Below are 19,728 nucleotides of genomic sequence, written 5' to 3' on the forward strand. Positions count from 1 at the left end.
ATTTAAAGAACATCGTAACAGATTTTTATGATGGTACAATGGTTTATCGCTTTAAAACTGTTGTACAGCAAACCATGAGACAGGCAATGTATCATCAAACGGGCGGGTATCATTTTACTACCAACACTTTTGATAAGCTAAATGGTTTTGAGTTTAATGCCGATTCGCCTGTAAATAATATTCTTTTTGTGCAGCCGGTGCAAACCATCAACGGAAATATCTTGACCATCAACTTACCAGAGATCCATGTTTCGGAGGATATGAAGTTCCCGCGAAAAGCAGGCTCACGTTTTTTAAATATTGCTGTGGGGATGTATGATCTTACTTATGGACATAAAACCATTTGCCCGGTTCAAACCATTGAGATTCCAAATGATAGTAAAAATGATGTTATTCCTGCTCAGGAATTGACTTTTGAAATAGAGCCAGGTTGTTTGTGTGTTTCTGTATTTTCATTTCAGTTTATACAGAAAACATTTTCGGGTAACCAGATCATGAATAGCAAAGGATTTAATCCTGTCGCCGTGTTTAGGGCGGTGATGGTAGATGGGGTGGTTGACAAGCAAAGGACGGAAAATTGGCAGGAGATGACGTTTGCACAAAACTAGAAATCTAATAGGGCTTATTTTACAGTAACACCTAAATATTCGAACAAATTGAGGGAAGAAAATAGAAATTATGAGCAAAATTATCTTTGACAGCGGAATATCACTTGATGGCTTTTTCGCAGGCGATAACAGAAGTCCAAGCAACCCAATTGGCGACAATGGACCGGCAATTCATAACTGGATGTATAAACAAAAAGCATTTTGGAAAAATATCAATATAGAGGGCGGTGAAGAATACGGCGCAGACAGTAAATTAATTGATGATGTTTTTGCAAGAACAGGTTCCTACATTATGGGAAAACGAATGTTTGAAGAAGGAGAAGTCCATTGGGCTGAAGATTTATACAAAGCAGATGTTTATGTTCTGACACACGAAAAACGTGAACCCTGGGTTCAAAAGGGCACAACAACTTTTTATTTCATCAATGACGGAATAAAAAGTGCATTAGAAAAAGCAAAACAATCAGCCAAAGAAAAGGACATAAGAATACAAGGTGGTGCGAATACTATTCAGCAATTTCTCAATGCAGGGCTTGTAGACGAATTTTTCATTCACATCGCACCACTTTTTTTAGGAAGTGGTATCCGACTGTTTGACGGTATTGACAAAGACAAATATGATATTAAAATTGTAGAAGTAATACCATCAAACTTGACAACACACTTGAGATACAAACTCACGAAGAAATGAGAACAACTACCGCTAACGAGGTATTACGGCAATGGGGCCGACAGGGTTAACTGTCTATATTACATCCTGCCTTAGTTCGTATTCAACGCTACTATCGTCCAAATCTGCAGTTTTAATAAAATTAAGTCGCTCAAGCAGTTTTATTGCGTTCTTATTTTCTTGAGTTGTTTCAGCATAAATACGCTTTAATCCGATGCTATTTATTCCAAAGTTAATGGCTAAAGATATTGAAGCAGTCATAAAACCCTTTCCTTGATATTGAGGTAATAAAACGAAACCAAGTTCTCCGCTTCCTTCATCGAGCCCACGGTAGTAGCCACAAGTTCCGATAATTTTATTGGTTTCATTCTCTGCAATACCCCAATGAATCGAATTACCATCGTCATAGTCCTTGTTGATTTTAACCTGCATTTCTATCGCCTGTTGCAATGTCGTTGCCTGGATAGCATCATAAAACGAAATTTCAATAATGTCATTGACGTCAGAAAGTTGAATTTGACGCAACGAGATTTTGTCACCAATAATAGTCGGAAAAGTGTTGTAGGGCGGTAATTTCATTTTGCAAGGTAGCATTTGCTAATGTATTTCAAGAATACTAAAATAATTATGGATATTTTTGCATCGAAATACAATTCCATTTTGAAAACAGATCTTTTCCTCATTACGCCACCCTTTACCCAACTGAATACCCCGTATCCTGCAACTGCATATATTAAAGGTTTTTTGAATACTAAAAATATTTCTTCAACTCAAGCTGATTTGGGTATTGAAGTGATTTTGGCCTTGTTTTCTAAAAAAGGGTTGGAAGATCTTTTCTTTCATGCTGAGGAACTTGGTCAGTCAAAAAGTTTAAATGCAAAGCGAATTATCGCTTTAAAAAACGAATATATCAAAACCATTGATGCTGTTATCGCTTTTTTACAAGGCAAAAACCCAACCCTAGCTTTGCAAATTTGCCAGGAGGATTTTTTACCGGAAGCATCACGATTCGCACAATTGGAAGAACTAGATTGGGCATTTGGTGCAATGGGAACGCAAGACAAGGCCAAACATTTGGCTACACTTTATCTTGAGGATATTTCTGATTTTATTATTGAATGTATTGACCCGAATTTTGGTTTTAGTCGCTATGCCGAAAGATTAGGCAGGAGTGCAAATTCATTTGACGAGCTTTACGAAGCTTTGAATCAGGAGTATACCTACATGGATAAGATCCTGATTGAAATTTTAGATCAGAAAATTGCGGTTATACAACCCAGGTTATTCCTAATTTCAGTGCCTTTTCCTGGGAATTTGTATGCTGCTTTCCGCTGTGCACAATATGTGAAGCGAAATTATCCAGAGATTAAAATATCAATGGGTGGCGGTTTTCCTAATACAGAATTGCGTTCTCTTTCTGATAAAAGGGTATTTGAATTTTTCGATTATATCACCTTAGATGATGGAGAATTACCTATCGAATTGCTTTATAATGCGATTACAAAAGCTGAAGCTTTTAGTCTATATAAAAGGACTTTTTTATTAGAGAATGGCGAGGTTGCTTATAAAAACGACGCGCTAAGAAGTGATTACAAGCAGCTTGATGTGGGCACACCAGATTATCGTGATTTGCAATTGGATCAATATATTTCGGTTATAGAGATTGTAAATCCAATGCACCGCATGTGGAGTGATGGACGCTGGAACAAATTGACAATGGCGCATGGCTGTTATTGGGGGAAATGTACATTTTGTGATATTTCTTTGGATTACATTAAGGTCTATGAACCTGTTGCTGCTAAATTGATTGTAGACCGGATTGAAGAATTAAGCGAAAAAACCGGTCAGAATGGCTTTCACTTTGTAGACGAAGCAGCACCTCCAGCATTGATGCGGGAAGTAGCATTGGAGATTTTAAGACGAAAGATTTCTGTAACCTGGTGGACAAATATTAGGTTTGAGAAGAGCTTTACCAGAGATTTATGTATTTTACTAAAAGCATCAGGCTGTATTGCCGTTTCTGGCGGTTTAGAAGTGGCTTCCGACAGGTTATTAAAGCTAATTGACAAAGGAGTAACAGTTGAACAAGTTGCCCAGGTTACCCGGAATTTTACGGAAGCAGGGGTGATGGTTCATGCTTATTTGATGTATGGCTATCCTACGCAGACTATTCAAGAGACTGTAGATAGCCTGGAAATGGTAAGACAATTGTTTGAAGCAGGTGTTTTACAATCTGGCTTCTGGCATCAGTTTGCGATGACGGCGCATAGTCCTGTTGGGATGAACCCGGAAAAATTTGGTGTGGTAAAAGAGACGGAAACTATCGGAACCTTTGCAAATAATGACATCAATTATATCGATAAAACAGGAATAGACCATGATAAATTTAGTTTTGGCTTAAAGAAATCACTTTTCAATTTTATGCATGGCATTTGCTTCGATTACAAATTGCAAGATTGGTTTGATTTTAAGATTCCGAAAACAATGATTCCTTCGGATTTTATTGACAAAGCTTTACGAGAAGATAGTAAGTTGAATACTAAACCAACAGCTAAAGTGGTTTGGTTAGGAGGGAAGCCCGATATAGAAAGCTATACCAAGCATAAAAAGGGCAATTCTATGGAAATGGCGATTTTAACTTTTCATGATAAAAAGGAAACCTTTAACATCCAGACGAATAAAACTGAAGGAGAATGGCTGGCTTCCATCTTAGAGAAGATAGCAGTTTCGAATACGCAGGTTTACACCTTTCAAGAAATTAAAGCAGATTTTGAAAAGACAATGGAACATTTTGAATTGTTTTGGTATTCAAAACCAATTTATACTTTAAGAGATTTTGGGCTATTGGTTTTATAGCCCAATGAAAAACAGCTCAAGGCTCTAAGAAGGATCACCTTGAAAAACGCAGACAACTTGGTATTGAAGGCAATCGAGGACTAATAATCTGCCAGCGTACCAGCGATTTCCTTTATAATCTTTATACTAAATGGATGTCTGCCTATCAACCACCTTTTGATTTCGTCTGGATTTATGTCCAGGGAGACAGCAAGGTCATTTGCTGAAAGGCCTTTATCGGCTAACGTTTTTGCTGCTTTACTAGCGACGTCCAGGTTCAGCTGCGTTAATTCCTCTATCGCGGGGTTTCCACTCTCTTCCAGCCAGATGGATACAAAATCGTTCTCTTCCATTGATGTTTATCGTAATTGTTTAAAAGTATTGTGGGCTTTCCGCGCCCTTTGTTCATTTGGGCGGCAAATCTAACGATATTACTTCTATTATTTCAACTAAAGAGGAAGACTACTGAGTTATAGTACATTTTTGAGGCGGAAGCTTGCAATAGAACGGCTGCTTTGGTACTTAATTTTTGATTTAAAACAATAGAAAATCAGCTTATCAGCGATCCGAGGTGGCGGTAGGTATTGAGCAGCACACCTGTTGGCGTGGTTGCCGTGCTCACAAATTCGAGTTCTCGGGCGTCAAAGCTGTCCGAAAGAAGGCGTTTGCCCCTGCCAAGTAATACCGGGTATACGATCAGAATAACCTCATCTATCAATCCCGCGTCAAGCAGCACAGATGTTAGCGATATGCTTCCGGAAAGAACCAGATCAGGGCCGTCTGTCGACTTGAGGTTGCGAAGCCCCTCTATGATGTCCTCGCCTAAGTTCTTTACTGGTCCCCATTCAAGGCTTTCGGGTCTGTGAGTGACTACGTATTTTGTTGCGGCGTTTATAGCGTTGGCCATCGGAAAGTCTCCAGCATTTGGCCAGTATCCCAAGAACTCATCGTATGTCTTGCGGCCAAGCAGCATGTCAAAGCCTGTACCGTACGTTTTAAGAAGCATAGCCATCCCGGCAGGGGTGCGAAAAGGTGCCGTCCATCCGCCGTACGCGTAGTTTTTGTCGTGCTCGATAACACCATCAAGGGAGATATGTTCGAAAATTCTAATCTTTCTCATTTTATTATTATTTGTTTAATGATTGTCCAAATTTAAGGCAAACCAGAGACACATGTGGGGTGCAATTCCGACAATATGAGGGGGTAATTAACCATAGCATTTGTCAAAAGCGTGGATAAGATTTTTAAACGTTATGTTCACGGTTGAAGATATTGACGAGATGGTATCGAGACTTATCAAGCATGGCGCTCATCTCGTTGGCAAAGTGGCTCAGTGGGAGGACTCGTATCGGCTTTGCTACATTCGAGCAAAGATGGACTTCTAATCGGTTTGGCGGAATAACTTGGCAATAGATGATAGTGGACGTTGTTTGGATCAATCCCAAAACTTGTGGAGCAAGAATGATTTTTCTGTTTTTAAGCATACAATTGCGTTAGTCTGTACAGGAAGAATTCTATGTTTTTTACACCTCTAAACAGGTTTCTAAAAGCCTTTATTTTTGCATTAAAAGATTCCGCTGAAGCATTAGTAGACCTGTTATCAAAGTAGTTCAATATAGTCTGATAATGGTTCTGTATGGACCTGGCAATTGTATTAAAAGATTTGAATCCCGTTTGTCGTACTTTTTCATGCCATTTGGCCAATCTCGCCAAGGCGAAGACTTTATCTGTTGTATTTTCAAAGATTTGACTAAGTCCAAAACTGAGTCCATAGGCTGTTTTTAGGTCAGGGAACCTCCCGAATAGGAGTTCTGCACGATCCTTTTGACTGTCTATCCAATCAGAAGGCTTTTTATATAACACATATCTGCTACGAGCCAGCAATTGCTTAATCGTATCTCCATTATGGAGTACTTCCGCTTGAAATGGGCGGCCTGTCTTTTTTGATCTTTCTATAGCTTCATTTTCCTGATCCATAGCTTCCCATCTTTATTTGATCCGCATTTCCTGTAGCGCCTCGGTGGCTAGTTTCTGTACATGAAACCGATCTGTCACTCTGGTTGCCTGCGGAAAACAACGTTTGCAGATCAACTCCATATTACCTGCCATATCCAGGGTAACTTCAGTCACTTTTTTTCTTGCTCTTTCTGGAATTCGTTTCAGTACTGAGATGACTGCTTCAGCTTTGGTGCCTGCTACAATGGCAACAATAGCGCCTTTCTTACCTTTCGCTGATTTGTTGGTAAGGATGGTGTAAAGTTCACCATGAGATAGACTGGTTTCGTCTATAGAAAACTGTTCACCTAGGTTTTCAGGATACAACAGCCATTCTTTTGCATGTGGTTTCTGATCCCAATTTTTAAAGTCACTGAGGTAATCACGATATTGACGAAGTAGATTCTTAGCTTTTACACCATAGAATGAACTGATGGCATCAACGCTACTCGGCGCTGTATCGATTGATTTCTTTTAAAAAAGCCGCGAAATCCCCAGTCATTCGCGTTCCCTTTTCTACTAAAGTCCAATTCCGATAAATCACCTTAGAAGTTTCTGTATTGAGCCATCGGCGTCTGCGGATATGAAAAAACACTTTATGTCCACGGATAGGAAAGTCTTGAATTACAATCTGAGGGAAAAAGCCTTTAGACAAAACTTTGATCCCATCCCATTCTAAGGGGGGATTATTCAATTCTTCGAGTTCGATATGGAAGGTTTCACTATCCTCAATAACCCCTTTGAATTCAAAATTCTCTAGTATAAAATCTGGCAGAAATAATCTGAGCAAGGATGCAGTAGCTGATGGCATAAATATAAAACGGTATAGAAATACAAAACTATAATTTTAACTCCTGCTCCACAAGTTTTGGGATTGATCCCGTTGTTTTAATTTTGCAAGTCTTGTCACCTCTATAAAAGTAAAAAGGCTGTTAATCATGAGATTAACAGCCTTTTTACTTTTTATTTTGAATCTTGTGATCCCGCTGGGATTCGAACCCAGGACCACTACATTAAAAGTGTAATGCTCTACCAGCTGAGCTACGGAATCAACTCTTTTTGTTTGGAGTGGTGCAAAAGTAGGATTTTTACTCAAATAATATGTGTCTGAAACAGATAAAATTGAAAAATAATCCGATTTACGCTTCAACCGATTGATTTATAAGGATAATAATTTTTGCCTTTTTAATTTATTTTGGTCGCGTTTCAGTCAAGGGTATTGTTTTTTGCGTATTTATAGCCCAAATCCCACCATTGCTTCATTTGCTCCGGATCAAATACTAGGGAATTCGCGGTTAGCCCTTCTGGTGGTCGGTAGATATTTAACTTCACTTTATTGTTCGACTCTTCCAACATGCCTATAGTTAGATTAGCTATTCCAATTTGATTCAACATGAAACCAAAAATGCGAAACGTTAAGTCCAGAGGATTATGAATAATTGGGTTTTGCATTAAGGGTCTGTCTGATTTTAAAACAATCACATCGATGTCAGTAGCACCCATTTGTATGGCATGGTAAATCGGCACAAGATCTCCCATTCCGCCATCAGCATATTCATATCCGTTTTTTGTAATCAAGCTCATGAAGGGTACTAATGATGTTGAAGCCCAGATCCAGTCGCAATAATCCTCATAACTGTACGCTTTCGCCAATTTATACTCAACAGTCATATTACTTAAATTAGATACCGTAACAACTACATCAGTTCCCGACTCTTGTATTCGCTTATAATCTGATTTTGTAATCGTTTTACTAATAAGATGACGTAGGTTTTTGCTTTCTCCGAAGGTTTTTCTTTGTTTCAAAAGCATCCTTATAACCCCAAAATGATTGATACTCGCTTTAATTACTCCATTCTTCTTTTTTATTATAAAGGGGTTTATGCTGAAAATCTGCTGCTGTGTAACAGATGTAAATGCAGATTTCAATTTATCTATTTCGCCAATAGAAAGCAGTGGGACAAGCAGACTTCCTGTTGACGTGCCAATAAATATTTTATAATCGTGTTTACATTCCCTGATCAGATATTCGGCGATACCACCTGCAAAAGCACCTTTACTACCACCACCCGAAATTACCAATGCCCTAACCATTTTTCTGTAATGCTAATGATCTTGATTTAAACCGTGATCATATCAATATACGATAAAGAAATAAGATTGGCTGCGTTTTATTAATATGTTGATTTTTAAATGATTGTGTGTTTTATTTCGAGATTAGTGTTTTTAATCACCCTATTCTATTAATTTAGAAAGATGAACCCGAAATGATTAAAATATTTTATCATCAAAGGCTCTACTTAACACATGAACAAATAAAACATAAACAAATGAAACCAAAACTTACTATTTCGATTTTTAAAACGGCATTGATCTTAGGAATGCCGCTACTATCCGTTGGATTTAATATCCCTGAACCTCCCGCTAAAGTTAAGTGGACGCAATTGTTTAATGGCAAGGATCTTAAAGATTGGAAAGTTAAGATCAGAAAGCATGATTTGAATGATAACTTTGGTAATACCTTTCGTGTTGAAGATGGTAATATCGAGGTGAGATATGATCAATATGCTAATAAATTTGACAGCCAGTATGGGCATTTGTTTTTCAACAAGCCTTATTCGCACTACCTGATTGGAGTCGAATACCGCTTTGTGGGTGATCAGATTAAAGATGGTCCGGGTTGGGCTTACCGCAATAGCGGTGTTATGGTTCATGGCCAGGATCCTACAACAATGACTAAAGATCAGGAATTCCCTAATTCAATAGAAGTGCAGCTATTAGGTGGTGCTGGCAATGGAGAGCGATCTACAGCCAATCTTTGTACACCTGGGACGCAATTTGTATTAAATGGCAAAGTGATTAAAAATCATTGCATTGAATCGAGATCTAAAACATTTAACGGCGAGCAGTGGGTTAGAGTAGAGGTATTAGTATTAGGGGACTCCTTAATTGTACATTACGTAAATGGGGAAGAGGTGTTGCGTTATGAAAGACCACAACTTGATCCTGTTGGTGGTGCTGCAGAAGGTGTGTTACTTAAAGGTGGTTCTATTTCTCTGCAGAGCGAAAGTCATCCTGTAGATTTTAGAAAGGTAGAGATAATTGACCTGGACAAGTATGCAAAAGATCCTGCGAAACTAAAGAAGGTAGTTGAGATGTTAATGTCGGAAAAACGCGTGGCAAAAAATTAATTAGCTAACCCCAATTCTCTTCTTAAAAAGCCATCCAATACCAAAGCGTGATTATACTGCTCATCATGTGCAGCATACAGCAAGGTAACTACTGGATGGCTTTCTTGTGCTGTTATGATTTCTTTAACTGCTATATTACTGGCTAATTCTTCAAGGTATTTTTTTTTGAAGACTTCCCATTTTTGGGGTTGATGATCAAACCATTTGCGTAGAGAGGTCGAAGGGGCAACCTCTTTTAGCCAAAGCTGAATGGCTGCATTTTCTTTTGTCATTCCCCTTGGCCAAAGCCGATCAATTAGGATGCGAAATCCATCTTCTTTTGATGTGGGTTCATATATTCTTTTAATCTTAATCATAAGATTAGATGTTTAGGTTTTACTGCGCCGTAAAGGTAAAAATAAACGTTCCTGGTCCATCAAAGTTAGGGATTGCAAGTTTTAAAGTCTTAGCAGATATTTCTAAAATTTCGAACTGAGCCTCTATCTCCATATCATAATCGTCATTTTCATAACTAAGTATCAATTTATTCCCTTTAATGATCCATTTTGAACCTTCCTGAAGTTGTTCGTCGTCGTCATTACATTTAGTAAGTCCCTCATCTATAATATAACTGCCATCAGGCATATAAATATCAATATTGTCGAGTTCACAGGGTGCATAGTTCTCTGTTAATTTATCTACATTATTTTCAGTATACCCCGTTAATTTCCATTTTTTGCCAATAATTGCTTTGGCTTTATTTTCAGGAACTATAGGTATTTTTTTACAGCCGGAAAAACATATAACAGCACTAATCATTACAATTAACAGATGGCGTCTTTTCATTTTGATTCGTTTTAAGCGTTGATTTTAGATTGGTTTGATTCAAAGGTAATTAACTGGATAATTAATAAAGAAATTCTTTTTGTATTAAATATGATCTTTTTACTTAATTTCACTCCTGTTTAATGGCTAAGTGTTGCTCCGCACGAGTTTTCAAGCAAATAATTACGTGAATTATAGTCACAGGTTATATTTAAAATTTTAAGAATTGAAGAATAATTCGGAACAGTCAAAAGAAAGTGGATTGCCAACATATAGTGATGGATTACTAAGATTACCGAAAACTCATGGCCGTGGTATGAGAGACCGCGCATTTTCGGTATTTATTTTTAATACTAAGGGTGAATTGCTACTACAAAAAAGAGCAGAAAGCAAGACTCGTTTCCCCGGTAAATGGTCTAATACCTGTTGTGGTCATCCCCGAAAGGCTGAGGGCAGAGATGATGCTGCTGCCAGAAGATTAGGTGAGGAAATGGGCTTATATTGCGAATTGGTGAGTGTTCTGGAGATCGCTACCAACGTGGAAATATTTAAAGGAGTGGTTCAGATTGAAATGGAATATATCTATTTTGGTGTAACTGATGAATTGCCTTTGTTAAATCATACAGAAGCTTCGGAGTATAAGTACGTGAAAATGGAAGGACTAGATAAAGTAGTGCTTGCAAATCCGGATGAATATTGTGATTGGCTGGAACGTAGTTATGAAAGCATAATGAAATGTTATAATAATTTCTTTTAGTTTTGCTGAAATGTTAAGTCACCCCTCTAATTGCTAACTTAAAGAAAATCATTTATGATTATAGAACCTAAAATGCGCGGGTTTATATGCCTTACTTCACATCCAGATGGTTGTGAACAAAACGTAATCAACCAAATTAATTATGTAAAATCTAAAGGTGCTATAGCCGGTCCGAAAAAGGTACTGGTAATAGGTGCCTCTACAGGATTTGGTCTTGCCTCCAGAATAACAAGTGCATTTGGCTCAGATGCTGCTACAATTGGTGTGTTTTTTGAAAAACCACCTGCACCTGGAAAACCTGCATCACCAGGATGGTACAACAGTGCTGCTTTTGAAAAAGAAGCTATTAAGGCTGGTTTATATGCTAAAAGTATTAATGGTGATGCTTTTTCTGACGAAATAAAACAGAAAACATTGGATTTGATTAAAAGTGATCTTGGACAAATTGACCTGGTTATTTATAGTCTTGCTTCGCCAAAAAGAGTACATCCAAAAACTGGCGTGGTTCATAATTCGGTACTAAAGCCAATAGGTGATAAACCTTTTGAGAACAAAACAGTAGATTTTCATACTGGTATAGTTTCAGAAGTTTCTATTGCACCAGCTAATGAAGAAGAAATCGAAAATACAGTTGCTGTAATGGGCGGTGAAGACTGGGAAATGTGGATTGATGCTTTGAAGACTGCCAATTTGCTTGCTGAAGGCGCTAATACAGTAGCTTATTCTTATATCGGTCCGTCGTTAACCGAAGCGGTGTATCGCAAAGGAACGATTGGCAGAGCTAAAGATCACTTGGAAGCTACTGCCTTTACCATTGGTGATAAATTGAAGGACCTGAACGGAAAAGCTTTTGTTTCTGTAAATAAAGCTTTAGTAACTCAGGCAAGTTCGGCTATCCCTGTAATTCCATTATACATTTCATTGCTTTACAAAGTGATGAAGGAAGAAGGAATACATGAAGGTTGTATTGAACAAATCCAACGTTTGTTTGCCGAAAGGTTATATGCTGCTGAAACACCAACTGATTCAGCAGGCAGAATTCGTGTAGACGATTTGGAGATGCGCGATGCTGTTCAGGCTAAAGTAGCACAACTGTGGACCGAAGCTACTGCCGAAACTTTACCATTGATTGGTGACCTTGCCGGTTATAAGAAAGACTTCTTAAACCTATTTGGGTTTGATGTTGCAGGGATCGATTACGCTAAAGATGTTAATGAAATGGTAGAAATACCAGGATTAGTATAATCATGAAATAAATACTTGTAAAGTATATTTTTACAGGTAAGCTAAAAAAGGCCTTCAGTTATTTACTGGAAGGCCTTTTTTAGTATAGTGAGTGTATTTTCTACACTTTAAAACCTTGATAATAAATGGTTTTCGATGTTGTGATTTCCGAGTATTGTAATATTTTTGCTTCACTAAGACAAGAACCATGAATATTAAGAAAGTACTTATTGCCAATCGGGGCGAAATTGCCATCCGTATAGAGCGTGCTTGTAGTGAACTCGACATTCAGACAGTAGCGGTTTATACTTATGAGGACAGATATTCTTTGCATCGGTATAAGGCCGACGAGGCTTATCAGATAGGAGAAGATCATGAACCACTAAAACCCTATCTTGATATCACTGGCATCATAGAGATGGCCAAACATAGCGGTGCAGACGCTATACATCCAGGTTATGGATTTTTATCCGAAAATGAAGAGTTTGCTAAGCAGTGCGCCGAGAATGGTATTGTGTTTATTGGTCCAAGGCCTGATGTTATGCTGGCCCTTGGTGATAAGGTTACAGCTAAAACTGTGGCTAAAACTGCCGGCCTACCGATTATTGAAAGCAATGAACAGGAACTGAATAATATTGATATCGCTATTTCTGAGGCAAGGCGTATAGGATACCCACTTATGATCAAAGCTGCATCTGGCGGTGGCGGTAGGGGAATGCGTATTGTACGAAATGATGAGCAATTAGAAAAAGGCTTCTTTGAGGCTCGAAGTGAGGCTAAAAATGCATTTGGTGACGATACCGTTTTTCTAGAGAAATTTATAGATCGTCCACGTCATATAGAAGTACAAATTGTAGCAGATAATCACGGTGAGGTGATGCACCTTTACGAACGTGACTGCTCAGTACAACGTCGTTTTCAAAAAGTTGTTGAAGTAGCTCCATCTTTAAATTTAACTCAGGAAACCCGAAACCAACTTTATCATTACGCAACTTCAATTGCAAAGGCTGTAAGGTATAATAATGTTGGAACTGTTGAGTTTTTAATTGATCAGGAGGAGAATATATACTTCATTGAAGTAAATCCAAGAATACAGGTTGAGCATACAGTAACTGAGATGATTACAGGAATTGACCTGATCAAGACGCAATTGTTCATTGCTGATGGTTACCACCTTGCAGATGATGAAATTGGCCTTAAGAGTCAGGATTCGATTATGTGCAATGGATTTGCAATGCAATGCCGCATTACAACAGAAGATCCTGCCAATGAGTTTAAACCTGATTACGGGACTTTGATTACCTACCGGAATGCGACCGGATTTGGGATCAGATTGGATGAGGGTAGTACTTACCCAGGAATGAAGATCAGCCCATTCTTTGATTCAATGCTGGTTAAAGTAAGTACCAGTGGTGGAACTTTAGCCGACGCAGCAAGAAAGATGAACAGGGCCTTACGTGAGTTTAGGATCCGTGGCGTTAAAAACAATGTTCAGTTTCTCGAAAATCTGATCAATCACCCAACCTTTGTGCAGGGAAAAGCTACGGTAAACTTTATACAGGAGCACCCTGAGTTATTCGAATCTAATAAGCGCCTGGATAGAGGAACAAGAATCCTATCTTTTTTAGGTGAAGTATCGGTAAACGGTAACCCTGATGTAAGGTTTGTAGATGAGAATAAGAGATTGGAAAAGCCTGAGGTGCCACCGGTAGACCATTATAGTCCTTATCCTAAAGGCACAAAAGATCTTTTGACAGAGCTGGGACCAGATGGTTTTTCGAAATGGCTTAAGGCAGAAAAGAAAATACACTATACAGATACGACTTTTAGAGACGCACATCAGTCTTTGTTGGCTACACGTATGCGTACTTATGATATGCTTAAAGTTGCCGAAGGTTTCGCTAAACATCATCCTCAAACTTTTAGTATGGAGGCCTGGGGTGGTGCAACTTTTGATGTTTGCCTAAGGTTCTTACATGAAGATCCATGGAGACGTTTGGAGAAACTTAGAGCTGCAATGCCAAATATCTTAATCCAGATGCTGATCAGAGGATGTAATGGCGTAGGTTATGCTGCATATCCTGATAATTTGATCGAATCTTTTGTTGAAAAGAGCTGGGAAAAAGGAGTAGATATTTTCAGAATCTTTGATTCCCTAAACTGGATGGAGAATATTGCTCCTTGTATTGAGATGGTGCGCAAGAAGACTGGTGGACTTGCCGAAGGTTCTTTGTGCTACACAGGAGATATACTTGACCCAAAACGCAGTAAATATAGTCTGGAGTATTACTTAAAACTGGCTAAAGATCTTGAAAATGCAGGTAGTCATATTCTTGGTGTTAAGGACATGTCGGGTTTGCTTAAACCTTACGCAGCTAAATTACTAATTGAGGGCCTAAAAGACACGGTTAAGATACCTATTCACTTACATACGCACGATACTTCATCTTTACAGCCAGCCACTTATTTAATGGCTATAGAGGCTGGTGTTGATGTAATTGATTGCGCATTGGGTGCTTTATCAGGGACAACAGCACAACCTAATTTCAACTCTATCGTAGAGATGATGCGCTTTCATGAGCGTGAAAATCCATATGATCAGAAGTCATTAAACGCCTATTCTAACTATTGGGAAACAGTAAGAGAATACTATTATCCATTTGAATCTGGTTTAAAAGCCAGCTCAGCTGAAGTATTTGAGCATGAAATACCTGGTGGTCAGTATTCAAATTTGAAGCCACAGGCTATAGCGTTAGGATTGGGAGATCAGTTTGAATTGATTAAACAACGCTATGCAGATGTAAACCAACTTTTCGGCGACATTGTTAAGGTGACGCCAAGTTCAAAAGTGGTGGGCGACATGGCCCAGTTTATGGTAGCCAATCAGATTACACCTGAGGATATTTTTGCTAAAGGCGAACAGCTTGCCTTCCCGGAATCCGTAGTGTCGTTTTTTATGGGTGAGATCGGTCAACCCGAAGGTGGATTTCCAAAAGAGCTTCAGCGCATCTTGTTGAAAGGAAAAACTCCTTTTACAGATCGTCCGAATAAACACTTGGCGCCTTTAGATCTGGATCTGGAATTTGAAGCTTTTAAAAAGGAGTTTGGTGATGACCTGAATTATACCATGTATCTGGCTTATAAATTTTATCCAAAAGTTACTGCTGATGCCATAAAAACATTCAGGCTATATGGTGATGTATCGGTAATACCAACCAGATATTTCTTTTACGGTATGAAACCGGGTGAAGAGACCACGATAGAAATTGCCAAAGGAAAAACCTTGCTGGTTAGATTGCTTTCAATTGGACCTGCCGATGATAAGGGGATGCGTACAGTGTTCTTTAAACTGAATGGGCAAACAAGAAACATCGAAATTCAGGATAAATCTATCACAGTTGTTAAACTGGAAAACCGTAAGATAGATAAGGAAGTGTCAAATCACATTGGTTCTCCTTTACAAGGTTTGTTATCTAAAGTTTTTGTTAAACCTGGCGATCAGGTTAAAAAAAATCAGCCGCTATTTATGATAGAGGCAATGAAAATGGAATCAAATATTTCAGCCATCTCAGATGGCATTGTAAAGTCAATCACTTTACCAGCAGGTACTATGGTCAATACAGATGACCTGATACTTGAACTGGCAGATTAGTAATCTTATAAATGGCTGTTAAGGGATTTGCCTTTTCAGCCATTTTTATCAACCCAGCTTCTGCATCGCTGCCCCCACTATTCCTTACTGCCCAGTGAATTCTACGTAAAGCAGTGGCTTTAAGCTTTAATTATTTAAAACCTACACTTATTTTCATCTAATTATCCCTATTCGATTAGCCTTAGATAGGTATATGACAAGATAATTTACTAATCAGCCAAAAAAGGTAGCGAAAAGTTTATACTACGATAACGATTGCGTAAATATTTTGAAGCAGTGGCTCGTTTTAGTCCTGTAATTACGGAGAAATACATATATTGAGGCCCTAAATCATATTTTAGAATAAAAAACGAGAAGAAATATAGCTTAATAGCTATATGGAAAATTTAAAAAAAAACCGAATATAATGAACCAAGAAAAAATTGGAAATTACAGGTGGACGATATGTGCCATGTTATTTTTTGCAACCACTATAAATTATTTGGATCGACAAGTTCTTTCGCTCACATGGAAAGAGTTTATTGCTCCAGAGTTTCATTGGACAAATAATGATTATGGTAATATTACTGCACTCTTTTCTATTTTTTACGCGGTATCTATGTTATTTGCCGGTCGCTTTGTTGACCGTATGGATACAAAGAAAGGGTTTTTATGGGCTATCGGCGTATGGTCTATCGGTGCGGTTATTCATGCATTTTGCGGAATAGCGACATCTGGTTTCCTTACGGGCGAATGGTTTGTAGGATTTGAAGGGGCTAAAGAATCAATTGGAAAGGTGAGTGATACCTCACTAATCATCTCAACAAGTGTTAGTTTATTCATCTTTGCACGTTTCGTACTGGCAGTAGGAGAAGCAGGAAATTTTCCGGCGGCGATTAAAGCTACTGCAGAGTATTTCCCAAAAAAAGACAGGGCATTTTCGACTAGTATTTTCAACGCAGGAGCTACTGTAGGTGCATTAGCGGCACCACTATCTATTCCTTTTATAGCAGCAGCATATGGTTGGGAAATGTCGTTTATCATTATTGGTGCTTTAGGTTTTGTATGGATGGGCTTTTGGATATTTTTTTACCAGAAACCAGAAGTACATCCAAAAGTTAATGCTGCTGAACTTGCTTATATACAACAAGATTTAATTGCAGATAGAAAACTTGTGGATTATGTAGAAGAAACCACTACTAAAGTGTCATTTATGGATTGTTTCAGATATAAACAGACATGGGCATTTGCAGCAGGTAAATTTATGACAGATGGTGTTTGGTGGTTTTTCCTTTTCTGGATGCCGGCTTATCTAAGCTCTGTTTATAAAATGGACTCTACACAAAGTGCATTACCATTGTTTATACTTTATACCATAACCCTGCTTTCAATTATCGGTGGCTGGTTGCCAACTTATTTTGTAGAGAAGAAGGGGATGAATCCTTATGCTGGTCGTATGAAATCGATGTTGATATTTGCCTTTTTCCCATTACTAGCTTTATTTGCGCAGCCTTTAGGTTATATTACTTACTGGATACCGGTAATCATCATTGGTATTGCAGGAGCAGCGCATCAGGCATGGTCGGCCAATATTTTCTCTACAGTAGGAGATATGTTCCCTAAAAAAGCAATTGCAACTGTAACGGGTATCGGTGGTATGGCAGGTGGAATTGGCGCAATGATCATCAATAAAGGTTCGGGCGTATTATTTGATTATACAGGTCAAAAACAAATCGTATTTATGGGCTTTAAAGGTGAAGAAGCCGGATATTTCATCATCTTCTCCATCTGTGCTGTATGTTATTTAATTGGCTGGACGATCATGAAAACCTTAGTACCTAAATACAGACCTATTACCGATTTATAACCAATAAATTATACCTAAACTAATATTACCTAAATGTTTTTAAAAGATCAGCTTGATGCGATTTTTGTGGAAGAGAACCATATTCCAGAAGAATTCAAATTAGCAGAAGAAGTACACCAACGGGAGTACTTAAGTAATGGAGAAATGCGGCCCTGGAATGGGGAAGTGCATGAAGTCTTGTCGCCAATCTGTATAAGAACCGAGAACGGTTTAAAGCGAAAGGTAATCGGGACTTATCCATTGTGTAGTGAGAAGGAGGCTGATGAGGCACTTCAGGCTGCTGTTAAAGCTTATGATAACGGGCGCGGGGAATGGCCTACCATGAGTGTTGCCGACCGTATTCATTGTGTAGAGCAGTTTACGCATAGGATTATTGAGAAAAAGTCGATTGTCGTAAAGTTGCTGATGTGGGAGATTGGTAAGTCGTACGCCGATTCTGTGAAAGAATTTGACCGTACGGTTGAGTATATCTATGCTACTATTGATGCACTTAAGGATTTGGATAGACAATCATCCAGGTTTAGTATAGAGCAGGGCATTCTTGCTCAGATCAGAAGATCTCCACTTGGAGTTGTACTTTGTATGGGTCCGTTTAACTATCCATTAAATGAGACTTTTACAACGTTAATTCCAGCGCTTATTATGGGGAATACATTGTTATTTAAACCACCTAAGCATGGTACATTATTGCATTATCCTTTGCTGGAAGCCTTTAGAGATTGTTTCCCTAAAGGAGTAGTAAATACCATCTATGGTCGTGGAAATAAGATCATTCCAGGCTTAATGCAATCTGGACAGATCAATGTTTTAACCTTGATTGGCTCAAGTAAGGTAGCAAATGAACTTAAAAAATTACATCCTAAAGTAAACAGACTGCGGGCAATTCTTGGTTTAGATGCGAAAAATGCAGCTATTATTACTGCAAATGCAGATGTGAAACTGGCTGTTCAGGAGGCCGTGCTTGGCTCATTGTCTTTTAACGGACAAAGATGTACGGCGCTTAAAATCATTTTTATACACAGTAGTCTGGCTGATGTGTTTTTAAAAGAACTTTCCGCTGCTGTAGCTAAGCTTAAATTTGGTATGCCATGGGAAGAGGGGGTAGCTTTAACGCCATTACCTGAACCACAGAAGCCTGCTTATCTTAAAGATTGTATTGACGATGCTGTGGCACATGGAGCCAGCATCATCAATGATAATGGAGGTTATACAGTTGAGTCTTTTGTTTATCCTGCGATTGTTTATCCGGTTAACAAAAATATGAAGCTGTATACAGAAGAACAATTTGGTCCTGTAATACCGGTAGTCGCTTTTGACGATCTGGAAGAACCAATTCAATACTTGATTGATTCTACACACGGGCAACAGGTTAGTATCTTTAGTGATGATAAGGAAGAAGTAGCTACGCTGATTGATCCGTTGGTAAATCAGGTGAGCAGGGTTAATGTCAATTGTCAATGTCAACGTGGACCGGATGTATTTCCGTTTACAGGTAGAAAAGACAGCGCTGAAGGAACTTTATCTGTTGTGGACGCACTAAGATCATTCTCTATCAGATCGCTCGTAGCATCGAAGCTAAATGACAGTAACAAGCATTTGATCAATGAAATTGTAGACAGTAACAGTTCGAATTTCCTGAGTACAAAATTCTTATTTTAGTTTTTTTTAAATAGATACTACAGATCCGGATCTTCATCCTCCAGATCTGTAGTATTTTTATTTTCACCTCCTTTAAAGAACATCATTGCCATTGGCACCAAAAAAGCCAGATTAATAATGACATGAGGCATAAGGTTCAATGCTTTTGTGGTTTCTGCCAGCTTATCCACTAAAACAGCTACCGATACAATAATTAATACCGCATAAATCAATACTGCGATTTTTACATTTGGCGCATACCTAATAAATAGCCTAATCACATAGATCACAACTGCAATGCCGAAAATAAACATGACAAACCAGAATATATCAGTTGCGGTCATCTGAGACCATATATTTCCAGCATTATGCTCAAAGCTGCTAACTTGTGATAACGCAAATTTTGTTAATATGAGGTAGGAGAGCCCCCAGAAAAGATAAAATCCTACAACAAAAAGTAACCAGTGAAGAGCGAGTTTCAATTTAGATGTATTCATATATTGCTACA

At 38.4% G+C, this 19,728-nt stretch carries 17 protein-coding genes, 1 tRNA gene and 1 pseudogene; 9 read left to right on the forward strand and 10 right to left on the reverse strand.

Going from position 1 to position 19,728, the window contains the following annotated elements:
* The coding region (locus B9A18_RS25250; RefSeq protein WP_159452744.1) for a hypothetical protein at window positions 1–608 on the forward strand (608 nt) is incomplete at its 5' end.
* Window positions 609–678: 70 nt separating this feature from the next.
* Window positions 679–1,299 carry a dihydrofolate reductase family protein gene (locus B9A18_RS24505; protein ID WP_084292500.1) on the forward strand — a complete coding sequence of 207 codons (621 nt, stop codon included), beginning with the start codon at window positions 679–681 and terminating at the stop codon, window positions 1,297–1,299.
* 54 nt (window positions 1,300–1,353) lie between these two features.
* Here B9A18_RS24505 and B9A18_RS24510 read toward each other — a convergent pair whose 3' ends face one another.
* Window positions 1,354–1,857, reverse strand: coding sequence for a GNAT family N-acetyltransferase (locus tag B9A18_RS24510; protein ID WP_084292553.1), 504 nt, complete (start codon window positions 1,855–1,857; stop codon window positions 1,354–1,356).
* A gap of 48 nt (window positions 1,858–1,905) precedes the next feature.
* Between B9A18_RS24510 and B9A18_RS24515 the strand changes: the two genes are divergently transcribed.
* The gene (locus B9A18_RS24515; RefSeq protein ID WP_200816440.1) at window positions 1,906–4,134 is read left to right on the forward strand and encodes a B12-binding domain-containing radical SAM protein; all 2,229 of its coding nucleotides are present in this window, start codon (window positions 1,906–1,908) and stop codon (window positions 4,132–4,134) included.
* Window positions 4,135–4,214: 80 nt separating this feature from the next.
* Here the strand turns inward: B9A18_RS24515 and B9A18_RS24520 are convergent, their stop codons facing one another.
* From B9A18_RS24520 to B9A18_RS24550, 6 genes and pseudogenes are all read right to left on the reverse strand, one after another.
* Window positions 4,215–4,466, reverse strand: coding sequence for a helix-turn-helix domain-containing protein (locus B9A18_RS24520; protein WP_084292502.1), 252 nt, complete (start codon window positions 4,464–4,466; stop codon window positions 4,215–4,217).
* A gap of 197 nt (window positions 4,467–4,663) precedes the next feature.
* Window positions 4,664–5,233, reverse strand: a complete 570-nt coding sequence (locus B9A18_RS24525; RefSeq protein ID WP_084292504.1) for a dihydrofolate reductase family protein — start codon at window positions 5,231–5,233, stop codon at window positions 4,664–4,666.
* A gap of 356 nt (window positions 5,234–5,589) precedes the next feature.
* A pseudogene (locus tag B9A18_RS24535) lies at window positions 5,590–6,573 on the reverse strand (ISAon1 family transposase).
* Complete coding sequence (locus B9A18_RS24540; protein WP_084292506.1) at window positions 6,554–6,919, reverse strand: ISAon1 family transposase N-terminal region protein; 366 nt, start codon at window positions 6,917–6,919, stop codon at window positions 6,554–6,556. Before B9A18_RS24540 ends, B9A18_RS24535 begins: the two are co-directional and overlap by 20 nt.
* Window positions 6,920–7,086: 167 nt before the next feature.
* Window positions 7,087–7,159 (reverse strand) — tRNA-Lys (locus tag B9A18_RS24545).
* Between the two features lie 155 nt (window positions 7,160–7,314).
* On the reverse strand, window positions 7,315–8,202 hold the full coding sequence (locus tag B9A18_RS24550; RefSeq protein WP_084292508.1) for a patatin-like phospholipase family protein: 888 nt from the start codon (window positions 8,200–8,202) through the stop codon (window positions 7,315–7,317).
* A 236-nt stretch (window positions 8,203–8,438) separates the two neighbouring features.
* Between B9A18_RS24550 and B9A18_RS24555 the strand changes: the two genes are divergently transcribed.
* The gene (locus B9A18_RS24555) at window positions 8,439–9,299 is read left to right on the forward strand and encodes a 3-keto-disaccharide hydrolase (protein WP_084292557.1); all 861 of its coding nucleotides are present in this window, start codon (window positions 8,439–8,441) and stop codon (window positions 9,297–9,299) included.
* Here the strand turns inward: B9A18_RS24555 and B9A18_RS24560 are convergent.
* Together B9A18_RS24560 and B9A18_RS24565 are read right to left on the reverse strand one after the other, a co-directional pair.
* Window positions 9,296–9,655, reverse strand: a complete 360-nt coding sequence (locus tag B9A18_RS24560) for a DUF488 domain-containing protein (protein ID WP_084292510.1) — start codon at window positions 9,653–9,655, stop codon at window positions 9,296–9,298. The genes B9A18_RS24555 and B9A18_RS24560 overlap by 4 nt on opposite strands.
* A gap of 19 nt (window positions 9,656–9,674) precedes the next feature.
* Window positions 9,675–10,124: a lipocalin-like domain-containing protein gene (locus B9A18_RS24565; protein WP_084292512.1), complete on the reverse strand. Its 450-nt coding sequence runs from the start codon at window positions 10,122–10,124 to the stop codon at window positions 9,675–9,677.
* Window positions 10,125–10,329: 205 nt separating this feature from the next.
* On the opposite strand from B9A18_RS24565, the gene B9A18_RS24570 reads away from it, so the two are divergent.
* The 5 genes from B9A18_RS24570 (at window position 10,330) to B9A18_RS24590 (ending at window position 19,241) form a co-directional block, all read left to right on the forward strand.
* On the forward strand, window positions 10,330–10,860 hold the full coding sequence (locus B9A18_RS24570) for an isopentenyl-diphosphate Delta-isomerase (protein WP_084292514.1): 531 nt from the start codon (window positions 10,330–10,332) through the stop codon (window positions 10,858–10,860).
* A gap of 54 nt (window positions 10,861–10,914) precedes the next feature.
* Entirely contained in the window at window positions 10,915–12,105 is a 1,191-nt protein-coding gene (gene fabV / locus B9A18_RS24575) for an enoyl-ACP reductase FabV (RefSeq protein ID WP_084292516.1), read from the forward strand.
* A 187-nt stretch (window positions 12,106–12,292) separates the two neighbouring features.
* Window positions 12,293–15,736, forward strand: coding sequence for a pyruvate carboxylase (locus B9A18_RS24580; RefSeq protein ID WP_084292518.1), 3,444 nt, complete (start codon window positions 12,293–12,295; stop codon window positions 15,734–15,736).
* 406 nt (window positions 15,737–16,142) lie between these two features.
* Window positions 16,143–17,582 carry an MFS transporter gene (locus B9A18_RS24585; RefSeq protein ID WP_084292520.1) on the forward strand — a complete coding sequence of 480 codons (1,440 nt, stop codon included), beginning with the start codon at window positions 16,143–16,145 and terminating at the stop codon, window positions 17,580–17,582.
* Window positions 17,583–17,615: 33 nt separating this feature from the next.
* Window positions 17,616–19,241 carry an NADP-dependent glyceraldehyde-3-phosphate dehydrogenase gene (locus B9A18_RS24590; protein ID WP_084292522.1) on the forward strand — a complete coding sequence of 542 codons (1,626 nt, stop codon included), beginning with the start codon at window positions 17,616–17,618 and terminating at the stop codon, window positions 19,239–19,241.
* Window positions 19,242–19,258: 17 nt separating this feature from the next.
* Here B9A18_RS24590 and B9A18_RS24595 read toward each other — a convergent pair whose 3' ends face one another.
* Complete coding sequence (locus B9A18_RS24595; RefSeq protein ID WP_084292524.1) at window positions 19,259–19,717, reverse strand: hypothetical protein; 459 nt, start codon at window positions 19,715–19,717, stop codon at window positions 19,259–19,261.
* Window positions 19,718–19,728 lie beyond the last annotated feature (11 nt).

It is taken from the genome of Pedobacter nyackensis, assembly GCF_900176505.1.
GTDB lineage: Bacteria > Bacteroidota > Bacteroidia > Sphingobacteriales > Sphingobacteriaceae > Pedobacter > Pedobacter nyackensis.